At 57.5% G+C, this 20,578-nt stretch carries 16 protein-coding genes; 8 read left to right on the plus strand and 8 right to left on the minus strand.

Annotated elements, in window-relative coordinates:
* Positions 1-215: 215 nt before the first annotated feature.
* Positions 216-1,334 carry a pyridoxal phosphate-dependent aminotransferase gene (locus tag C437_RS12965; RefSeq protein WP_004517417.1) on the minus strand — a complete coding sequence of 373 codons (1,119 nt, stop codon included), beginning with the start codon at positions 1,332-1,334 and terminating at the stop codon, positions 216-218.
* A 187-nt stretch (positions 1,335-1,521) separates the two neighbouring features.
* Positions 1,522-2,721 carry an ABC transporter substrate-binding protein gene (locus tag C437_RS12970; RefSeq protein ID WP_049919799.1) on the minus strand — a complete coding sequence of 400 codons (1,200 nt, stop codon included), beginning with the start codon at positions 2,719-2,721 and terminating at the stop codon, positions 1,522-1,524.
* Between the two features lie 1,174 nt (positions 2,722-3,895).
* Here C437_RS12970 and C437_RS12975 point away from each other — a divergent pair.
* The 5 genes from C437_RS12975 (at position 3,896) to C437_RS12995 (ending at position 9,649) form a co-directional block, all read left to right on the plus strand.
* On the plus strand, positions 3,896-5,599 hold the full coding sequence (locus C437_RS12975) for a thiamine pyrophosphate-binding protein (protein WP_004517419.1): 1,704 nt from the start codon (positions 3,896-3,898) through the stop codon (positions 5,597-5,599).
* Between the two features lie 61 nt (positions 5,600-5,660).
* On the plus strand, positions 5,661-6,623 hold the full coding sequence (locus tag C437_RS12980; RefSeq protein ID WP_004517420.1) for an NAD-dependent epimerase/dehydratase family protein: 963 nt from the start codon (positions 5,661-5,663) through the stop codon (positions 6,621-6,623).
* A gap of 113 nt (positions 6,624-6,736) precedes the next feature.
* A complete protein-coding gene (locus C437_RS12985) occupies positions 6,737-8,005 on the plus strand; it encodes a M24 family metallopeptidase (protein WP_004517421.1) in 1,269 nt (422 codons plus the stop codon).
* A gap of 91 nt (positions 8,006-8,096) precedes the next feature.
* Positions 8,097-9,101: an LLM class flavin-dependent oxidoreductase gene (locus C437_RS12990; RefSeq protein ID WP_004517422.1), complete on the plus strand. Its 1,005-nt coding sequence runs from the start codon at positions 8,097-8,099 to the stop codon at positions 9,099-9,101.
* Positions 9,102-9,265: 164 nt separating this feature from the next.
* Positions 9,266-9,649: a PaaI family thioesterase gene (locus C437_RS12995; RefSeq protein ID WP_004517423.1), complete on the plus strand. Its 384-nt coding sequence runs from the start codon at positions 9,266-9,268 to the stop codon at positions 9,647-9,649.
* 345 nt (positions 9,650-9,994) lie between these two features.
* Here C437_RS12995 and npdG read toward each other — a convergent pair whose 3' ends face one another.
* On the minus strand, positions 9,995-10,666 hold the full coding sequence (gene npdG / locus C437_RS13000; RefSeq protein ID WP_004517424.1) for an NADPH-dependent F420 reductase: 672 nt from the start codon (positions 10,664-10,666) through the stop codon (positions 9,995-9,997).
* Positions 10,667-10,798: 132 nt separating this feature from the next.
* Positions 10,799-12,160: an NAD-dependent succinate-semialdehyde dehydrogenase gene (locus C437_RS13005; protein WP_004517425.1), complete on the minus strand. Its 1,362-nt coding sequence runs from the start codon at positions 12,158-12,160 to the stop codon at positions 10,799-10,801.
* A 104-nt stretch (positions 12,161-12,264) separates the two neighbouring features.
* Here C437_RS13005 and C437_RS13010 point away from each other — a divergent pair, with 104 nt between their 5' ends.
* Together C437_RS13010 and C437_RS13015 are read left to right on the plus strand one after the other, a co-directional pair.
* The gene (locus C437_RS13010; RefSeq protein WP_170832141.1) at positions 12,265-12,984 is read left to right on the plus strand and encodes an EthD domain-containing protein; all 720 of its coding nucleotides are present in this window, start codon (positions 12,265-12,267) and stop codon (positions 12,982-12,984) included.
* Between the two features lies 1 nt (position 12,985).
* Positions 12,986-13,570 (plus strand): HD domain-containing protein, encoded by a 585-nt coding sequence (locus C437_RS13015; protein WP_004517427.1) that lies wholly within the window; start codon positions 12,986-12,988, stop codon positions 13,568-13,570.
* Positions 13,571-14,122: 552 nt separating this feature from the next.
* Here C437_RS13015 and C437_RS13020 read toward each other — a convergent pair.
* The 4 genes from C437_RS13020 to C437_RS13035 all read right to left on the minus strand — a co-directional run bounded on the left by C437_RS13020 (position 14,123) and on the right by C437_RS13035 (position 18,828).
* On the minus strand, positions 14,123-15,181 hold the full coding sequence (locus C437_RS13020) for a glucose 1-dehydrogenase (protein WP_004517428.1): 1,059 nt from the start codon (positions 15,179-15,181) through the stop codon (positions 14,123-14,125).
* A gap of 452 nt (positions 15,182-15,633) precedes the next feature.
* The gene (locus tag C437_RS13025; protein ID WP_004517429.1) at positions 15,634-16,380 is read right to left on the minus strand and encodes an IclR family transcriptional regulator; all 747 of its coding nucleotides are present in this window, start codon (positions 16,378-16,380) and stop codon (positions 15,634-15,636) included.
* A 54-nt stretch (positions 16,381-16,434) separates the two neighbouring features.
* Positions 16,435-17,583: a galactonate dehydratase gene (gene dgoD / locus C437_RS13030; protein ID WP_004517430.1), complete on the minus strand. Its 1,149-nt coding sequence runs from the start codon at positions 17,581-17,583 to the stop codon at positions 16,435-16,437.
* A gap of 237 nt (positions 17,584-17,820) precedes the next feature.
* Positions 17,821-18,828, minus strand: coding sequence for an SIS domain-containing protein (locus tag C437_RS13035; RefSeq protein WP_004517431.1), 1,008 nt, complete (start codon positions 18,826-18,828; stop codon positions 17,821-17,823).
* Positions 18,829-19,069: 241 nt separating this feature from the next.
* On the opposite strand from C437_RS13035, the gene C437_RS13040 reads away from it, so the two are divergent.
* Complete coding sequence (locus tag C437_RS13040; RefSeq protein ID WP_049919791.1) at positions 19,070-20,437, plus strand: extracellular solute-binding protein; 1,368 nt, start codon at positions 19,070-19,072, stop codon at positions 20,435-20,437.
* Positions 20,438-20,578: the final 141 nt, after the last annotated feature.

Genomic DNA, 20,578 nt, shown 5'->3' on the forward strand with positions numbered 1-20,578 from the left:
ATAGAATCCGGGAGAACCGAAGACGCACACCAATTTCGTGCTAGTATCACACAGGGCAACATTCCACAAGTATGGGCCATCATATGTGAATCGGACAGGTTTTCTCTTGCAGGTGCCGATAACGAGATTATACCCCGTCACGGACCCGGACCCGCGACGAGAGATATGAGCCCACCTATCCGAAAGCACAGTCAAGCACGAATCTCAGTGGTACCCTACAGCGAATTCGTGACCGTTCGCATCACTTCCAGCGCCGATTTCAGTTCAGTTGTGCTTGTGGCATACGAAATGCGTGCTTGCCCACTTCCACTCGGCCCAAACGCCTCGCCAGGGACCACGATGACATCGTTGTCCAGCATCTTCTGGGTCCACCCTTCCGGGACGTGAGGCATCGCGTAGAACGCCCCCTTGGGGACCGGCGTGTCAAGGCCGATATCCTCCAGCCCATCGAGAAGGACGTTTCGTCGCTCCTCAAAGGCCGACACCATCTCTCGAACCGGTTCCTGTGGGCCAGTCAGCGCCGCTTTAGCTGCGTACTGTGAGGGAGCACTGGCGCACGCCTGCACGTACTGGTGGACTCGAAGCATCCGCTCGATTCGCTCCGAACTGGCCGCCACCCACCCGAGCCGCCACCCTGTCATCGAGTACGTTTTCGAGCACGCACTGGCCTGAATGACCCTGTCGGAGCTAGCGAACTCCGCCGGCGAATGGTGCTCACCATCGAAGACAATCTTCTCGTACACCTCGTCGGAGAGGCAGATGATCTCGTGCTCGTCCGCTATCCGCGCGAACTCTGCCATATCCCGTTTCGATTGCACTGCGCCGGTGGGGTTCGCTGGACTGTTAACGATAAACAGCGACGTGTTGTCCGTGATGGCATCCTCGACAGCAGCGGGGTCAAGGGTCAGGTCGTCTCTGAGCTCGACCCGCTTGGGTTCGCCGCCGGCAAGTAGTACCAGTTGTTCGTAGGCCAGAAACCCGGGGTCGGGGCAGATCACTTCGTCACCTGACTGGACGTGGGCCTCGATTGCGACGTGGATTGCCTCGCTTGCGCCGGCAGTGGCGATGATATTTTCGGGCGGTATGTCCTGCCCGTTATCGGTGGCGTAGCGTTCACTGATGGCCTCTCTGAGTTCTGGAATCCCCTTGTTGGACGTGTATGAATCACCCATCCCATCCTGAATCGCATTCATCGCTGCCTCCCGGGCGTGTTCTGGAGTGGGGAAATCAGGCTGACCGAGACCCAGATTTATTGCGTCTTCGCCTGCCGCCTCGAAGACTTCTCGGATACCACTGATATCCATCTCTTCGACGCGTGCTGCGTACTGAGACATCAGTTCAACCATATAATGGTATTTGATTATAGTCTTTTGGTTGTGTGATACTGTCTATCTTGACGGCCTTGCCACACAGTATGTTGAATAGTATCTACCTGAGTCATGGCGATGTCACAAGCTCTTCCCGGATGGCCGTCTCTGAAAGGGACGCAACTGGGAGTGAGAAAGCCCAATGGTGTTCTCGTTACACTTCGACCTGCTCGATGTTCTCTGTGCCGTTCGCTGTGTACCTGAAGTAGTTGTACACGGCGCTGGCGAGGTCACCATTCTCGTCGAACTCGACTGGGCCTGAGACGCCCTGATAATTGATTTCGTTCCCGTCGGCCGCCAGTGAAACACCAGCGCCCAGATTTTCAGGTCCGACCGCTTCGCCACCAGAGTCTGTGACCGCTCGCATTTGATCGCGGATTGCAGTCCCATCATCTTCACCCGCTGCCGCGCGTGCCAGCATGAGGACTGCCGCCGCATCAAACGACTGCTGATTGAACGGCCCCGGTGCAGAGCCATACTCCTCCTCGTATGCCGATCTGAAGTACTCGATCCCTGGACCGGCCGATGACGGATTGGTCCCGCGGACGTTTGTCATATCGTGTCCCACGTTCCCGGGTAAGTCATCGGCCCTGAGGCCGTCCGGGACCAGAATGTCCATGTCCGCTCTGTTGAAGTTCTCGTAGAAGTTCCGGAAGATCTTGGTCCCGCTCTCGGGGTAGCCAATAATCACGAGCGTCTCCGGGTCACCGTCAAGGGCGTTTTGCAACTGTGATGTGTATGAGGATCGACCCGCCGAGTACGAGACCTGATTTAGAACCTCACCACCGTACTCCGACTCAAACGTCTTGGTGAATCCGTTCGACAGACCGTTCCCGTACGCGTTGTTGAGAAAGAGGATAGCTGCACTCTCTTTCTCACGCCGTTCGGCCGCTATCTGTGCCAGCAGCGACCCCTGTAGCTTGTCTGTCGGCGGCGTTCGGTACACAAAATCGTTGTCTTCGAGCGAGGCGACATCAGGCGACGTCGCCGATGGTGAGCACATCACCGCCTGATTTGGAATCGCGACGTTCTCGGCGACCTGCAGTGTCACTGACGACGCTAGCCCCCCACAAATCATCGGATACCCGCCGTTTATCAGAGCTTCTGCGCCACTCACGCCTCGGCTCGGTTTGGTCTCCGTATTCTCGAACTGCGTATCGACTGAGAACCCGTTGTCCGCGTCCTGGACCTGCTTTACAGCTAGTTCTGCTGCATCCCGAATCGCAGGACCCACCTCGGACAGACCGCCTGTTACTCCCATTAGGATACCCATGCTGATGGTGTTCTCGCTGCCACCACCATCTGCCGAACAGCCTGCAAGGCCGACAGCGCCTGCGGCACCAATGCTCTTCATGACAGTTCGACGGCTGACTGTGTCGTGCATCGCAACACTCCCCATGACACAATCTTTCGTGATAAACGTTATTATGAGCCGTAGCAGTTCTGCCCAGAGAAGAAACGGGCCTTGCGAGGGGCTGAGTCAGGCACAGACAGCGCTCGGGCTGTTCCGAGTGGCTACTGTATTGGACGGGCCGCGGACGATTCTGTCTGGTACCAAGCGTACAGATACTCGGAAAGCTCTCGTCTGAAGTACCGCCTTTTCCATACTGTCATGTCCGTGGCGCGTCAGCGTCGATACTCGTTCGAACCTTACGAACGGTGTCGGAGGCAGGTGTCACACACAGTTCATGTCCTCTACAGTGTGATTCTGACCCTCACTGGCACGGATACTCGTGACACGGATTCTGATCCTTCCGTGCAATCACTTGCGGTTGACTGCGCTCTATACCGGGCGTGCAGAACGCTTCTCGTATCGGTGCTCAGTCTCGGATCGGCGATTTCCTGTCATCCCCGCTCGGATAGGGGACCGTCCGGGCGGGTCCGGTATATAAACATCTTGTAGTGTGTACGGGTTCGAACTAGTAGAACAGACAAGCAACCACGTTCGCTGTGACCTCGAAGAACGAGTGGCTCTACCCCGGGCAAAGACAGTTCGTTGACCTATATAATCAATCTGTGGTGAGAGTACAGAAAGAGTCTACGTGCCCATATTGTTACACACATATGCTTGTAACACTGTCCATGATTGTCGGGTGGGTGCTGTTACAACAGTACCGCTGTAATCAGCCGATGGCTGTGTCCAGCGATATGGGAGACAGGCGTCCGACGCAACGGATTCAATCGAACGTAGAACCGCGTTCCCGGCGATTAATACAATTTGTCCGTGTACGCTCGATAACTCTATATCATATATGTTGAAATATATTCTGTCCAAGTTAGCAGAACACCGCTTTTAGAGAGAAACGGGAAGCACAGGCCACAAAGTGACTGATTGTGTGAGATTCCGGTACTGCTGGCTGATCGAATTACTTGAACAACGTAACAAGCCAGCTGGTTTCGAATGACCCCGAGTGTCCGGCTCCCCACTCATGACTGCTGCAACGTTGCACCCCAAACTCTATATCTTGGGAGTTACCCACAGTGGGACGTAGCGCACCAATCGAGAATGACACCCAAATGTACTACTCATGACTGAAACAGGAAAGCGCCTTGTCGAAGAACTGGACGAGCAAGGCGTCGAGTACGTCTTCGGATACCCCGGTGGTCGTGCTATCGAGATTCTCGATCACGTACCGGACGCCGACGTCGAGATGGTCCGACCACGCGATGAGCGCGAAGCCAGCGTCATGGCCGAGATGCACGGCCGACTTACCGGCAATCCCGGGGTCCTCGCGGGACAGGGACCCTGGATCGGGAGCCTCGGTGCAATCGGCCAGATGGAAGGAAAGCTCGCTTCGTCACCGATGGTCGTTATTACCGAGGCCAGCGAGCGCGGCGACTATTCCACGCTTGCGCCGTACCAGCAGGCCCGCGGTGACTACGGTGGGCTTGACCTTCCGTCAGCGCTCGATGCCTACACCAAAGAAAACTGGTTCCCGCGCTCTCCGACGGAGACGGTACGGAGCCTCCAGCTCGCGTTCAAACACGCGACAGCCGGCCGGCCCGGCCCAACAGCGATAATCCTCGACGGCGACGCCGTCACCGAGGAGGTGCCCGAAGATCCGATTCCGCCGGTCTGGGACGGCCACGATCAGGTGCAAAACTGGGACTCGCGACCTACCGGCGAGGATGTCGAGACGGCGATTGCCGCACTTACCGACGCCGAGCGGCCGGTCATCATCTCCGGCAACGGCGTTCACGCCGCCGACGCCTACGACCACCTCGAAACTGTGGCAGAAGCGACTGATGCCGTCGTCACTACCTCCTATCTGGGCAAGTCGACGTTCCCCGAAACCCACGAACTGGCTGCAGGCGTTATCGGCTCATTCGGGCACGAAGGGGCAAATCAGGTCGTCAGCGAAGCAGACGTCCTTCTCGTCGTGGGCTGTCGGATGAACCCGATGGATACGAACTGGCAGTCCCCGGAGTTCATCCGGCCCGACGAACAGACCATCATCCATGCTGATATCGACACACGCAACGCTGGCTGGGTCTATCCCGCAGATGTTGCACTCATCGGTGATGCCGCACAGAGTCTCGACGACCTGGCGGCGAACCTCCCAGAGAGTGCTGGAAACGACTGGGCACGCGACCGTGCGGCCGCAGCGCAGGAGTCGTTTTACGCCCCCAGATGCGAGTCAGATGCGTCGCCGATCAAGCCACAGCGTGCGGTCAAAGAAATCGAGGCTGTCGTTGATTCGGAAACGATTGTGACCGCCGACTCCGGCAACAACCGGTTCTGGTTGCTGAACTACCTCCAGACACCGGACACCGGGACCTACTACGGCAGCGGTGGCGTTGGCGCGATGGGGTGGGCAACGCCGGCAGCAGTGTCAGCCGCCATCACGACAGAGAAGGATGTCATCGCCGTCGCCGGCGACGGTGGCTTCACGATGACAATGACCAGTGTGGAGACGGCCGTCGAGAACGACGTCGCGCCCACGTTCGTCGTCCTCAACGACACCAGCCTGGGGATGGTTCGGCAGATGCAACACGAAGACGGTGACATCGCTGGCGTCGAGTTCCACGACACCGACTTCGTGAAAGCGGCCGAGGCGTTCGGCGCTGAAGCGACGCGTGCCGTGACACCCGCTGAACTCGAAGACGCACTCGCCGACGGGACCAGCGCCGACGTCCCGTTCGTCATCGACGTTCGCATCGACCGTGACGAAGAGATGGTCGAGACCCTTCAGTCGTCGTTCTACAAAGAAGTCGGCGGGCTCCACGAATGAGGTCCACGACACGGTGTCGCAAAGAATATAAATCAGCCACGGAACACACATTGATATAACAATGACAGATACGACAGTGCTCGTCACTGGCGGAACCGGCTTCCTCGGCTCGTATGTGGTCGAGGACCTCATCGAACACGGCCACGACGTCGTCGCCTACGACCTCTCGACGGACGACCATATCCTCTCGGAGTTGGGTGTCGCCGACGACGTGACCATCCGGCGCGGTGACGTTTCGGAGGCGACAGACGTGATTCGTGCTGTCAAAGAGACCGGGACGACACATATCGTTCACCTTGCAGCACTCCTGACGAACACAGCACGGGACAACCCGCGGGCCGGTCTCGATGTCAACATCAAAGGGACGAACAACGTCTTCGAGGCCGCACGTACCCTCGACGACCAGATCGAGCGCGTCGCCTGGGCCTCCAGCGCCGCGGTGTACGCGCCGCCGCACAACTACGCTGCCGAGTACGTCGACGAGAGCGAACTCGTCTATCCCGACACGCTCTATGGCGCGACCAAAGAGTACAACGAACATCAGGCCCGGGTCTACCACGAGGACTACGGCGTTGACCACGTCGGGCTGCGTCCGACAGTCGCGTACGGCCCCTACCGAGAAACCGGAGGGTCGGCATTCCTTGCAAACATCATCGAAAAGCCGGCACTCGGCGAACCGTTCAGCGTCGAGTACGGTGATCAGGTGATCGACTGGCAACACGCACGCGATATCGCACAGGCGTTCCGGAAAGCCACGTTCGTCGACGAGGAATCGCTCAGCCAGCGTATCTACAACGTCCGCGGCGTCCTCGCGACGATTCGTGAAGCCGCCAACGCTGTCCGGGAGATCGTCCCGGACGCCGATCTCGATGTGTCCGACGAAGGCGAACTCCCGTGGACTCAGAATCTCGATATGACTGCTGCGCAGGACGACCTCGGCTACGAGGTCGAGTACGGCCTCGAAGCCGGGTTCCGGTCATACATCAACACACTCCGGGACGAGAACGGCCTCGAACCGCTCTGAGACACGAGTCCCGCCGGCGGAGCGTAGTGCATCTTGTGGGTTGGCCCGTTTTTCGCTCAGTGCTCCAGAGTGACCCCAGTGTTTGATTAGGGACCTCGCTGTACGCATAGGTGATGTACGAGCGCGACTTCATGGAAGGAACGCGTGGCACCATGGCCGTCGACTGGGAAGAGCGAATCGACGTTCAGCGGATGCGGCGCGAGCGCAAAGAACGAGCCCTCGACCGACTGCAGGACTCAGGACTGGGGTCGATGCTGCTGATCAATGACCCAAACGTTCGGTACGTCACTGGGCTGGCGATGACCGGGGGGAGCGGGGCAGACCACTACACGCTCTTGACCGAAGACGGCGACGTGGTCCACTGGGACACTGCTGACCACGCATCAAACCAGCGGTTCAACTGTCCCTGGCTTGATGACATTCGGTATGCCTGTCCGGGACTCGGAAACGTTCCCCGGGCGTCAGGCAGCGCCTCCGCGCGTGACTGGCTCAAAGACAAGATGGCCGAGACAGTGTACACCGCCATGGAGGAGTACGGCGTCGACCGGGAGCCGATGGGCATCGACGTGGGGAACGGGACGCTCATCGAGAAGTTCGAAAACCGCGGCGTCGATGTCGACACCAGTGCGGCGACTGATATCATGCTCGACGCGCGGAAGATCAAAACCCGCGACGAGGTCGAGTGTCTGCGACAGGTCGCTGCAATCTGTGAGGCAGGCTTCCAGAAGATTACAGAGAGTGCAAAACCGGGCAAGCGGGAATCGGAAGTCTGGGGCGATGCAGTCGGCGAACTCTGGGGCCACGGCGCAATGGCCCAGGGCGGGTACGTGACCTCCGGTCCGAACACCTGGCCGAAACACCAGGCGAACACGACAGACCGAATGATTCGACCGAACGACCTCGTCTACGCAGATTTCTACAACATCGGCTATCTCGGCTATCGCTCCTGTTACTACCGCACGTTCAGCATGGGCGAACCGACGCAGGCACAGAAAGACGCCTACGAAAAAGCGCGTGACGACCTCTACGACGTCCTCGAACGGATCAAGCCGGGGGCCACGACCGACGAAATCTGCAAGGGGTTCCCCGACAGGGACAGCGAGCATATGGACTGGTACGACGCAGACGAGTTCTGGCAGATGACGACCAACCACTGGGCGCACGGACTGGGGCTGCAGCTGTATGAAACGCCGCTCATCTGGCGCGGACTCTCGCCGGACCACCCGATCGAAATCGAGGAGGGCATGACGATGGCTGTCGAGACAATGCAACCCGCGGAGCGGCAGGGCGTCCGCGTCGAGGAGATGGTTGTCGTCCGCGAGAACGGCGTGGAAATCCTCAGTGAGTGGCCCGTTTCGGAGATCACTCGGATCGACTACTGAGCTGACGGGCGAGCACCGCGGCCGGGCTCATGTACTGTTCGGTTGCCACTGCGTCACTAGCATTAAGTCGGTCGCGCCGTAACAGGAATTTATGCAACTGGGAACAGGCCTGTTTACCTGTCAGCAGCGCCCGGACGACGACCGCGAAACCAGCGAGATTTACGACGAAATGCTCGAACTGGGTGAGGTGATTGACAACGCAGGGCTCGATAGCGCCTGGGTCTCAGAGCATCACTTCCTCGACGACGACTATCTGTCGGGCGTCACACCGGCGCTTGGCGCGTTAGCTGCAGTCACCGAAAACATCGAAATCGGGTCCTGTATCGCACTCGCGCCGCTGTATGACTCAGTCCGGCTCGCCGAAGATATCGCAACAGTGGATCAGATCTCCGGTGGCCGAACGACGCTCGGCCTGGCAATCGGGTCCAACGTCTCCGAGTTTGACGCCTTCGGGATTCCCGACGACGAACGGGCCGAACGACTAGCCGACACGGTTGATACGCTTCGCGGTGCCTGGTCTGACGGGCCGCTTGCTTACGACCCGGAGTTCCACAACATCTCGTCGGACATCACTGTGACACCGAAGCCCGCACACGACGTTCCGCTCATGCTCGGTGGGGCGTCGCGGCCTGCCGTCCGGCGGGCCGCCCGGACCGCTGACGCGTGGTGCGCCCCGTCGTCGCTGTCAGTCGATGGCGTCCGCAAGCGTGTCGAGGACATCCGTAACGTCCGTGACGACGAGGATATCGAGGGCGATTTCCAGGTGTATGTCCTTCAGCACGGGTTCGTCGGTGACTCCCGTGAGGACGCATGGGAGCAGATGCGTGACGGCTACCTCTACATCCAGCGCCGGTACGAGGAGATATTCTCCGGCGAGACGGTTGCGGAACTGGATGAAGACCGCAAACAGGAGCTCAAGGAACAGGCTATCTTCGGGACACCAGAACAGGTCGCGGCTGAGCTGGAGACGTACCGGGAGGCGCTGGGCGATGACATTCACTTCATCTTCCGGACGTATCATCCCGGAGCCGGAACGCAGGAGATGGCCGAGTGCATCCGGCGGCTGGGTGAAGAGGTGCGGCCGATGGTCAAATAGGGGCTGACACGCCGTGTCGGTGACTGCTGCGACGCCAGACGCAGTCCGGCCGGAAACGGTCTCGACAGGGCGGGGGCAAGCGATTCTCTGACCGTCGCCCGTGGGTTTCGGACCCGGGGAACACCAATACTTATTTCCCCAGGTGAAGAACCGAATTGATGAGTATGGACATCGAAGCATTCTTCGAGAACATGCCGTTTGCCGACCTGCTCGATATCGAGATAACCACCGTCGATAACGGGCACGCCGAAGGCCACATCGAAATGCGCGAGGAACTGTCCTGGAACGAGGAGCAGATAATGGCCCACGGCGGCGTGACGTTCACCCTTGCCGACACTGTTGGTGGGGCCGCTCTCGTATCCCTCGTCGAACAGCCGGTGCCGACCATCGATATGCGTATCGATTACCTCGAAGCCGGAACAGGTGATCTCCGAGCGGAAGCGGACGTGGTTCGCAACGGCGGTGACGTCGGCGTCGTCAATGTCGAAGTGTACGCCGAGGATGGTGCACAGGTCGCGGATGCACGCGGCGTCTACAAGACCGGGTAGCCCGACTGCGGCAACTGCACAGGTGCCACGCACTGCCACAGTCGACGGTCCCGGTGTCAGACCGACGCAAGACAATCGAGGAGGGACACGACGAACCGACCGGGACGTTACGGGAGTCGGGACAGTACTTGGCAAGCCGGTCCGTCCGCGTCGACGCCGGTGTGTCGACTCACCCCCGGAAACCCAGTCACCAAAAGCCGTTCGGCGAATCGTTCAGAGCGTCCACGAGGGCACAGAACTGCGGGCCTGCCCAAGACTGTGCAGCAACAGACAAAAGCAAGAGCGCAATTGACCGCACGACGAGACGATTTGAACTGTGGCGAAGAGTGGAGGCGTTGCCGGCGTTTAGTTGAAAGTCACACCGACATCGTGCATCCCCTCGTTGTATCGGGCGATGTTTATCAGCAGTGGCGTCAGACTCTCCACTTCCGCGGCGTTCGAAAGCGGCCCAGCAGGAATCGGTCGGACGCCCGCGAGGTCAGCAGTCAGCGTCACGACCCGTTCACTAACCGCCGGGTCGTCCGCGACGACCAGCGTATCCACATCGAGCGTGGCCTCTAGGTCCGCCAGCCGGTCCGCTGCGAGATTGTGGAACGCGCCCGCGACTGGAACCGAATCAGGGGCCCGCTCTGCGACGAACTCGGTAACGCTGCCCGTCGACGGTGGTCGGTAGTGAAGTCCATCCTCGTCGCCGCTCATCCCGACAGCAGGGCTAATAAGCAGTTGGTCCGAAAGCACGTCATCCGCAGTCAGTGCTTCAACTGTATCGCCGACGTGATGTGGTGGAATGGCCAGAATAACCACGTCTGCACCCGCCGCGGCACTACTGTTGTCTGCCCCGTTGATTGCACTCTCGATACCATGAGCAGAAAGCTGCTCTTCGTACGCCCTCGCTCGCTCACTGGCTTTTGCAGCGTCCCGTGAGCCGACCGTAATCGTATGCTCTGTATCGGAGGCAAACCGCATCGCAAGTCCTTCGCCAATATCACCAGTACCGCCCAGTATGGCTAACTCCATGCACTCGCATAACGCCCCTTGAGATAAGAAGCTTTGTTCTGTCACGCGAACGCTGGCTCCCGTAGCTGCTGCCAGCAGACAAGAGCCGAACGCGGCAGCAATAGCGGACTGTGCAGTTGTAACCGCGGACGGTTATTCGGTCCAGACCGTCTTTTTGTTGACGAACTCTTTGATTCCCATCTCCGAGAGTTCACGGCCGTAGCCGGCGTCTTTGATGCCGCCGAACGGAACTCGCGGGTCTGATTTGGTCATCTCGTTGATGTAGACACAGCCCGCCGAGATGTCTCGTGCCAGACGCTGGCCGCGTTCCCGGTCTGCTGTCCAGAGGCTCGCACCCAGCCCGAAGCGGGTGTCGTTTGCGACTGTGATCGCTTCGTCGGCATCGGCGACCTCATAGACGGTCGCCACTGGTCCAAACGTCTCCTCGGTGTCAGCGGGGCACCCTGAGGGGACAGCAGTCAGTACTGTCGGCGGGTAGAACGCACCAGTCCGGTCAAGCGGCTCGCCCCCAGTCAACAGCGTGGCACCGGCGTCGACGCTGGCCTGTACCTGCTCGTGGAGTTCGGCCATGAGATCAGGGTCGGCCTGCGGGCCGACATCGGTTTCTTCGGACATCGGATCGCCGACGGTGAGGTCTTCGAAGGCAGCGACGAGCCGGTCAACGTACTCCTCATAGACATCTGTGTGAACGATAAATCGCTTGGCGGCGATACAGGATTGGCCGCCATTTAGTGTCCGAGCTTGTACCCCAGTCTCGAGGGCCGCGTCGAGGTCTGCGTCATCAAGGACAATAAACGGATCAGATCCACCCAGTTCCAGCACGGTCTTTTTCAGATGCTTGCCGGCCGTTTCGGCGACGGCACGGCCAGCCGGGCCACTTCCGGTCAGCGTCGCCGCGCGGACACGGTCGTCTGCGAGAATGCCGTCGACATCACTTGATCCGACCAGCAGCGTTTGGAACGCGCCCTCGGGATACCCCGCTTCGGCAAACACTTCTTCGAGCGCGAGCGCACACCCGGGGACGTTTGAGGCGTGTTTGAGGAGGCCCACGTTCCCAGCAGTGAGATAGGGCGCGGCAAAGCGAATGACCTGCCAGAACGGATAGTTCCAGGGCATCACTGCAAGCACTGGCCCGAGCGGGTCGTGGACCGTCTTTACTTCCGTTCCCGGCGGACTGGGGTGGTGTTCATCGGAGAGATACTTGTGTGCGTATTCGGCGTAATGGTCACACGCCCAGGCACACTTTTCCACTTCAGCGATGGCTTGCGTGATTGGTTTACCCATCTCCCGGGTCATCAGTTCAGCGTACCGCTGTTTGTTCTCCCGTAGAACCTCACCGGCGTTTACAAGTAACTGCTCTCGTTCGCGCAACGGAACGTCACGCCATTCCTCAAACGTCGACGTGGCACGGTCTAGCTTTCGCTCGACTGTGTCATCATCATCAGGCTCGTACACGTGTAGCCGCTCGCCCGTAGCGGGATTGACTGCCTCCATATCGATTCAGTCTTCGGCGTCACGGATACATTAATCTTTACTGACCCAAGTTTTCTGACAGTTGACAGCGTTAGCTTTTATACTCATAGGTCAGAAACATGTTGATGATGTACAAGCACGTAGCCCTGTTAGTCAGACAGAGCGGCATGTCTCACGAGGAGTTCGTCGACTACTGGCAGACCAACCACACGCCAATCGCGAAGGATATCGAGGGCGTCGTCCGCTACCAGCAGGTCCTTCCAACAGAGCCAGCACACGCTGAATTCGATGGGCTAGCAGAGCTGTACTTCGAGACACTTGACGATCTGCACGAGGCGCTTGGCAGTCCCGGCTCCCGGGACTATGACCCAACGAAAGAGGTCGCCACAGAGGCCCGCGAGGACGTGAATAACTTCCTTGCTGTCGAGGAACGGCCGCGTATCATCGGTGAAGAGATCGTCCAGAAAGACGAGGTTGGCGGTGACACTGATGGCCTCTACAAGCACTCGGCGTTTCTCGTCCGACAGGACGACATGACACACGAGGAGTTCATCGACTACTGGCAGACCAACCACACTCCAATTGCCCGCGAAATCGAGGGCGTCGTCAAGTACAATACGGTCATCCCCACTGATCCCGAAAACGCCGAGTTCGACGGTGTCGCTGAGCTCTACTTTGACGACCTCGAGAAGCTATACGACGCGCTCGGCAGCGAGGGGTCCCGAGATTACGCTCCCGACAGAGGGAAAGCGAAAGCGGCCCGCGAGGATGTAGATAACTTCTTGGCTATCGACGAGCGCCCCCGGTTTATTGGCCAGGAACAGCTCGTCAAGGACGAGGGGTAGTATGCCTGACTACGAGGCGCAGGTCACGCAGGCGTTCCCGGAACTCGACTACATCACGTCGGACGATCTCCGCAGCGAAGTCATCGAGGCGTGGACACTCGCACTTGATCGGGGTGGCTGGCGCGACATCACAGATGTTCCCTACGCCTGGAACATCCACGAAGTGAACAACGTCAGGCACGTCCGCGGTGTCACCAGAATCGCACGAGAAACTGCTATCGAACAACGGGAGTTCCACGGTGCAGACCCCGATATCGACGTCATCGTGGCGGCGACGTTACTGCACGATGTCGGAAAGTGCTATGAGTACGTCGACTTTGTCGAGGACGAGATGCTAATCGATCCAGAGCCCAAGTATGCAAGCGAAGAAGTCCCACACTCTCTGTCAGGCTATGCACTTGCTCACGAGGTCGGGTGTCCACTGGCTGTCCAGCGGGCGATTCCCCACTTTATCGGCGAGATCCCGACACGGACGTTGGAAGCCGAACTCGTCAAAAGTGCAAACTCCGCGTCCTCGAACGCGATTACACAGTCCACGATGGGGATTACGCTTCAGGAGTGGGTCGATGAATACTCACAGACGTAGCCGGTAGCAGGAGCGACAGCGGTCCCTGCCGAGGAGTCGACCGATGAATTAGTACTCCGGCGATTACCGGTCGTCGTGGTGCTATCCAAGGCCTTCCAGAGTTCACTGGTAGCTGCAAGTTCGAACAAGCGAGGGTCCCGCCGCTCGCAGATCAAGGCGGTCGAGCGTCACGGCGTAGCGTATCAGCTGCCCGTAACAATAAATCGAGACCACAGTGTCAATCCTCGAAAGCGTTCTCAGGAATCGACGAGGCGATAGGCGTGCCCTCAGCGGTGATACTGTCGACCGCTTCGAGCGGACTCTGATGGACAGCGGTATGTGAATGCTGCGTACGCATGCGGTTTTGAGATGTTCGATTACGCTTTCCTTGCTCAGCGGAGATCAATAGCTAAACCTATCGCAGGTATATCCAAAAAGTGATCGCTCAGCATATAGGTAGCTCTACGACAGCTATTCACGTCCAGAAGGTAACTGAAATAATTATTAATAGAGAAATGTGGTTGGGATACCAGTATTTGTGTCAAATATGAATCTATAACGGCTTGACCTGATTTATACCCTGAAATCTACGTACGATTTGATAGTATCCGGTGTATCTTCAAATGCATCCGCAAACTCCGACACCGGGCACTGGGTCGTCATGATAGACGGAAGGAACCAGTCCGGATATTCTGCCAACGTGTCACGGGCACGTTGGTAATGCCGGATATTCGAATTTACGCTCCCGAGCAACGCTTTGTTCTGGAGAACCAACTGCCTGTGGAGGGCCCCACCATTGACGGAGAATTCCCAGTCGTCGGGGATACCGAGAAGCACTCCGACCCCGTTTGCATCGAGTGCCTCTATTGTTGAGAACGCGTGTTTTGCGTGCCCCGTCGCCTCGAAAACCAGGTCCATCGGCTCGTAAACTGTGGGGATCTCATCCACAGCCGTCTGCTGAGAATTGATGTACGTGGCCCCCAGTTCCTCGATAATGTCGATGGTCGGATCTGGTCTTTCACGGCGGCCGAGACAGTACGTTCGCTCACACTGATCTGCAAGCATCGCCAACGTCAGTAGGCCTAACGGTCCGTTTCCAAGGACAAGTCCGGCAGAATCCTGCCACTCGAAGGTCGACCGTGAGCGCTGTGCCAACTCGAGTGCCTTTTCTGCATTGCTGATCGGTTCGACCAGAAAGCCGACGTCCGCCAGCGATTCTGGGAGTGAAACGAGAAACGATGCAGGTGTGGTGAAGTACTCGGACATATAGCCGTGCGCCCCCGAAATTCCCCGTTCCACATACTCACCGGGGGGTGCCATATCTGGCTCGTTATTCTCGAAAAACCTGCTCGGTGTGTTTGCGGGCCGCCGGACTGTGGGGACAACAATATCTCCTTCATTCAGTGCGGTCCCGTTTGGAGACTCGACGACACCGACGGCCTCGTGGCCAAGTATCTGGTAATCGCTGCCCTCAGGAAACGCATCGTGTGATCCAGATAACACCTCAAAGTCCGTTCCGTCGATACCAACCCGGAGAGTCTTCACGAGCACTTCTCCCTCGTCCGGTTCCGGACGCTCGATATCAATCAGCTCTGGGCGAGTCTCTCCCTGCTTGACGGCGATTGCATGCATTGTTCTACGTGTCCCCTAACTGGAGTCCACCACGCATCGACATTTGAATGTTTCGACCAGTAGCCAGCGGCTCTCTATGCAGTTTCGCATTGTGAAAAGCTACCGGTGGTGGAACCATGATGAGCGATAGGAGCGAGCAGAAAAGCGGGTCGAAGGAAAGTCGTCACAGCGCCCCTGTACCACGAGATGTGCAGGTCAGGAAATAATCAGGTCCATATGCGCAGTTCTCCATAACAAGTGTACTGTTGTTATAGTTCGTGTCAAGTAATTCATTATATTTTCGCTTAAAGAAATACTCTATCTCGAATGAAAGTTTTAATTGATATTTGTATTAGCTCCGCTGAAATCAGCGTCGATCAGAGACACTCCCAACTGAGCGAGCCGTACTGAGCATTGCCGATTACACGTTGTCCTGAGGCCGCACCTATGTACAGGAGTAACTATCGGTCGGCTCAGATCTGCTCCGCATTGAGTTGCCTGACGGCACTAAGGATCATTCCTGGGACATCCTCCTGTAGCCGCTTCCCGCTCAGTCGCTCAGCATGTCCCGCTACGTACACAGCTGCAGTTGTGGACTGGTCCTGAATCGGGACCGCGACGCAGTTTACGTCTGGATACTGCTCACGGCGCTCGAACGCAATACCTCGGTCCCGGATATTATCGAGTTCGGCAATGAGTGTCTCGCGGTCCGTAATCGTGTTTTCGGTCAGTGCAGGCAGCCCAGTATGGTCTAAAATGGTAGTAACCTCCTCCGATTCGGTTGCTGCGAGGATTGCTTTTCCCGGAGCACTGCAGTGAAAACAAGGGGAGTTTACGTGTCTCGGTGAGTCGTCGACGGCGGTATGATAGACATCGGCGATTTGCTTTTCGTGCTTGATAACCAGCCCGGCCGACTCGCCAGTTGTCGCGGAAATCTGGTCAATCTGTGGTTTTGTGTCCTGATAGACTGATGTCTGTGACTTAACGTGTTCGCCGATATCGGCGAACTGCACCGTAAGCTGATAGTCGCCTGTGCTCTTTGTAACGTAGCCCGACTGCAACAGCGTGTTCAGATGTTTGTATGTCGTACTCCGAGTGTAGCCGAGTTGCTCTGCCACCGCTGAGACGCCACGCGGCCCGTCGGCGTCTCTGAGCACCTCAACAATGGCAAGCGTCTTCATCGGCGCCGAAAGTGTCGCTGTCTCGGTATCGTTTGGCATACGATACCCACACTCGTCCACAGTTTAAGTTTTTTTACTATTGTGAAACGACGGCTACCAGTCGGCGACGCTCCCATCTTCGTGCCGCCATATCGGGTTATGCCAGTCGAGATCGGCTTCTGACTTCTCCCGAACCACGTCCAGTGCGACATCGATACCCAGTCCCGGGCCGTCAAGCGTCTTCAGGTAGCCGTCGTCGAACGCGAACGGATTCGAATTCAGCAGATCATGCGCGGGGCTGGTCGTCTCAGAGTGAACGTCGAACCCCTGATCCTGTACTAACAGATTCGGGACGACTGTATCGACCTGAATCGACGCAGCCAGTGCAATTGGACCCAGTGGGCAGTTCGGCGCAATAGCGACATCGTGTGATTCAGCCATGTTCGCCAGTTTGACCATCTCTGAGATACCGCCTGCGTGAGAGACATCGGGCTGAATCACATCAATTGCCCCGGTTTTGAGGAGGTCTTTGTAATCCCATCTCGAGTACAACCGCTCGCCTGCTGCGATGGGTGCGTGGGTCTGAGCGGCAATGTTCGGTAGGTGTTCGATGTTCTCGGGGAGTACTGGCTCTTCAATGAACATCGGCTCGACGGATTCCAGGCGGTTGGTAAGAGTCTTCGCCATCGATTTTGATACTCGACCCCTGAAATCGATCCCGAGATCTACCCGGTCGTCAACCGCCGCTCGAACGTGCTGAATTCGTTCTGTGATCTCATCAAGCGACGCCCTCGTTTCGATGAATCGCGTCTGGTTCGTTGCATCCATTTTGAGCGCGGTGTAGCCAGCCTCAGCTAACCGCGTCGCTTCTGCAGCGACATCCTCTGGCCGGTCACCGCCGATCCATTTGTACACTCGCACTTTGTCTCGACTTTTGCCACCCAGCAGTTCGTACACGGGTGCACCGAAGTGTTTCCCCTTGATATCCCAGAGTGCTTGATTGATGCCAGCAATCGCAGACATCAGTATCGGCCCCCCGCGATAGAATCCGCCACGGTACAGCGCTTGCCAGTGGTCCTCAATTCTAAACGGGTCCTTCCCGATGAGGTACTGGTCCAGCATCTCCTCGACTGCCGCTCGAACTGTCTTAGCCCTGCCCTCGATGACAGGCTCACCCCAGCCCAGAAGTCCGGTGCTGGTTTCTAGTTTCAGGAAGACCCAGCGGGGAGGGATTTCGAACAGTTCGTATCCGGTGATTTGCATACTGCTGCGTCGTATCCGGAGGGTGATTAACCTTCATCATCTAATCAGCATAATTCTGTGCCGGCCGGGTCTGGATATCGGTTGTGTATATATATATCATAATTTCCGACATCGGTGGTGGAGATCTACATACTTGGGATGCTAGAGAGCGGAGAATATGGAATAGGCCAAGGATGAGTGCGTAGCACTCGGTGTCAGGTGCTGTGTGTCGTGCGCTGGGATAGTCGATGCAGTCCACTACCCCAGTGCACTCCATTCAACGTGTTTCGAGAGTTCCGGTGGATCATCTGGATTGTATCCTTTCTTGACGGCCGTCTTGTACGTGAGCGACTGCAGAATCTTTAACGGCACTATCGGGTGGTCTGGTGAATGAGTGGGGAGTTCAATTGAGATGTCTCCATCATAATCGCTCGCCGGCCGCTTCAGGACAATTGTGGTGACTCTGGCGTCACGTAGTTTTGAGACGACCTCACTGGTCAAGGATGACTTCGACTCTTGGGTGGCGATGACGAGCGCCGGCTCACCGGCGGCATTTGCGATGGGGCCGTGGCTGATTTCGGGTGTCGGGAGTGGTGTCGTATGCAACAGTGCACCTTCACCGAACTTCGTCGCGGCCTCGCCTGCAAGCCCATATTCGATCCCCTGTCCGAGAGTGTAGAGTGTCTCGGCCTCTGCAAGGACACCGACTGCTGCCTGGAAATCCTGATCGATAACGGTCCGGCATGTGCGTTGTAGCTCGCTCGGTGGGTGCTCACTATGTCTGCTTTCCAGCAGCGAGAACGTCAGCATCAACGCGGCGTCGACTGTTTTGGTGGCAAGGACTGCCTTTTCGGTCCCTGCCGGCGTGACAAGGACCTCGTCCACGACTGAGCCTAGCGTCGACTCCTCGCTGTTTGTGATACCAATAACGATCGCACCACAGTCTTTTGCTCGCCGAGCGGCTGTCACAGTTTCAGTTGTCTCGCCGGACTGGGAGTAGGCGATGACAGCCGTTCGCTCAGTAATCGGCGGACCGGCGAACAGGTACTCTGACGCGGCGTATGCAGTCGCATCGATGTCACTCTGGAACGCCGCATACTGACCGATCACACCGGTCCAGTATGAGGACCCACAGCCGATGAAGTGGACCCGGTCAGCGTCTGCAATACGCATCCGTGGTTCAGAAATGGCATCTGGGCTCAGCTCGAAATCATGTAGCTGGTCGATACCCGAACGAATCTCATTGTACACTGCGTGTGTGGTCATATTTTGATGTTCATGGGACCGCACCGTAGTCAGTTGTTTCAACGACAACGCTGGCAGAGGCACTCCCGGTAGCCGGTACTTGTCCGACGGTAGCTTCTCTGCGAGCACTTAGATTACTGATTGATTATAGTGGGATATAAACTATACGGTAGGTGTTCCCGATGGTACGTTGCAAGCAGTATCAAGAACATTATCCTAAACAATTAATTATATATACTACATGCGGCGTTGGTGATAGCATATGCCAGACAGTAGTGTGCGGAGTGGCAAGCGACGTCGTTTCATCAAAAGCGCCGGAGCGGCAACGGTGACGCTGCTTGCAGGTTGTGGAGGCAGTGAAAGTTCGGAGAGTACCCCCGGAGATGGGGGAGGTGACGAGAGCGGGGCAAGTACTGGGGCGCAATCGAACAAGATAACCACCCTCACAGTCCGCCACTTCGTCAATGATCACATCGAGACGTTCTATAAGAAACACAATCCGATACTGAAGAAAGAACACGGGATCAACGTGGATTTCGAGACGATGGGCTGGGGCGTCGCTCGCAAGAAGCAAAACAACAGTATCTCCACCAGGACCGGTCCGGATGTCGAGGAGATCGCATCAACGTGGATGCCACAACAGGTCAATTCCGACGGCTGGATGGACCTCGAAGCGGCCGGCGTCTCGCTACCGACCGACGAGATCTACGATTCGCCGCTTCAGATAGGCAAGTTCGACGGTGTCCGTGCCGGATTCCCCTGGTTCTGGGGACCCCGTGGGCACATTTATTATAAGTCGCTCTTCAAAGAGGCTGGTATCGACGGCCCGCCATCGACCTGGGATGAACTCGTGAATGATGCGACAAAGTACAATAAGCAGGCTGAGAAGTGGGAACAGGAGGGGTACAACACGAGATATCTGTTTGGCATTCCCGGTGCGAACAACTGGGCAGTTGTCCAGTACTATATGATGCTCATCTGGCAAAACGGTGGGAGCGTGATTGACGGGTCCAAGGCGACGTTTGACAGTGACGCGGCGGTGGAGGCGCTGAATTTCTACAAGGATCTGTCCACAGCGCACGGGGCATCTCCACAGGCGTCAGTCGAGTGGAACGGTGTTGCACGGAACAACGCGTTTAGCAGCAAGCGCATCGCCTCTACGTGGCAGGGGCTCAGGGTCGCCAACAATATCGACGCCGAACTCGGCGTCGGTAGACCACCTGCCGGTCCCCGAGGAGAGTCCTCAACCTTCTTCGGAGTGAATCTCATGGGCATCCATCCGTGGACAAACAAGAAAAGCGAAGCCGCGACGTTCATCGAGTATCTGATGCAGCCGGAAGTCAACGCGGAACTCGCGAAAGGGTCTGGCTTCTTGCCGACAATCAAGAGTAGCTTCGAGCAAGAGGCCTTTCAGGGTGAGCTGTATCAGTCCTTCAGTGAAGACGTGCTGAACAATACAAACGCCAAGACAGCGCCGCAGGTGGTAGGATGGGGTGATGTCTCCGGAGCGATCAAAGGGGCTGTCACGAAGGTGCTCACGAAGGCAGCAACAGACTCTTGGTCCGACGGTGATAGCCGGAAGGCACTCCAACAGGCTGCGATGCAGGCAGAGAACGCTCTCCAGAGCTGAATCTCGACGGCGGGTCGGTCCGCTGTGTGACGCCGTTCAGCCAGTCAGATACCTTTCTATTCTGTACCGATACAGCGGTACGCCGCTGCCGTGCAGAACGGTTAAATACATAGCATAATAATCGATTGGTATGCTCCTGTC

Origin of the sequence: Haloarcula vallismortis ATCC 29715 (assembly GCF_000337775.1) — an archaeon.
Classification (GTDB): Archaea; Halobacteriota; Halobacteria; order Halobacteriales; family Haloarculaceae; genus Haloarcula; species Haloarcula vallismortis.

Coding starts and splice junctions, on each gene's coding strand:
- C437_RS12965 (WP_004517417.1), bottom strand. CDS start 1,334: ATGTCTCAGTACGCAGCACGCGTCGAAGAGATGGATATCAGTGGTATC.
- C437_RS12970 (WP_049919799.1), bottom strand. CDS start 2,721: ATGAAGAGCATTGGTGCCGCAGGCGCTGTCGGCCTTGCAGGCTGTTCG.
- C437_RS12975 (WP_004517419.1), top strand. CDS start 3,896: ATGACTGAAACAGGAAAGCGCCTTGTCGAAGAACTGGACGAGCAAGGC.
- C437_RS12980 (WP_004517420.1), top strand. CDS start 5,661: ATGACAGATACGACAGTGCTCGTCACTGGCGGAACCGGCTTCCTCGGC.
- C437_RS12985 (WP_004517421.1), top strand. CDS start 6,737: ATGTACGAGCGCGACTTCATGGAAGGAACGCGTGGCACCATGGCCGTC.
- C437_RS12990 (WP_004517422.1), top strand. CDS start 8,097: ATGCAACTGGGAACAGGCCTGTTTACCTGTCAGCAGCGCCCGGACGAC.
- C437_RS12995 (WP_004517423.1), top strand. CDS start 9,266: ATGGACATCGAAGCATTCTTCGAGAACATGCCGTTTGCCGACCTGCTC.
- npdG (WP_004517424.1), bottom strand. CDS start 10,666: ATGGAGTTAGCCATACTGGGCGGTACTGGTGATATTGGCGAAGGACTT.
- C437_RS13005 (WP_004517425.1), bottom strand. CDS start 12,160: ATGGAGGCAGTCAATCCCGCTACGGGCGAGCGGCTACACGTGTACGAG.
- C437_RS13010 (WP_170832141.1), top strand. CDS start 12,265: ATGATGTACAAGCACGTAGCCCTGTTAGTCAGACAGAGCGGCATGTCT.
- C437_RS13015 (WP_004517427.1), top strand. CDS start 12,986: ATGCCTGACTACGAGGCGCAGGTCACGCAGGCGTTCCCGGAACTCGAC.
- C437_RS13020 (WP_004517428.1), bottom strand. CDS start 15,181: ATGCATGCAATCGCCGTCAAGCAGGGAGAGACTCGCCCAGAGCTGATT.
- C437_RS13025 (WP_004517429.1), bottom strand. CDS start 16,380: ATGCCAAACGATACCGAGACAGCGACACTTTCGGCGCCGATGAAGACG.
- dgoD (WP_004517430.1), bottom strand. CDS start 17,583: ATGCAAATCACCGGATACGAACTGTTCGAAATCCCTCCCCGCTGGGTC.
- C437_RS13035 (WP_004517431.1), bottom strand. CDS start 18,828: ATGACCACACACGCAGTGTACAATGAGATTCGTTCGGGTATCGACCAG.
- C437_RS13040 (WP_049919791.1), top strand. CDS start 19,070: ATGCCAGACAGTAGTGTGCGGAGTGGCAAGCGACGTCGTTTCATCAAA.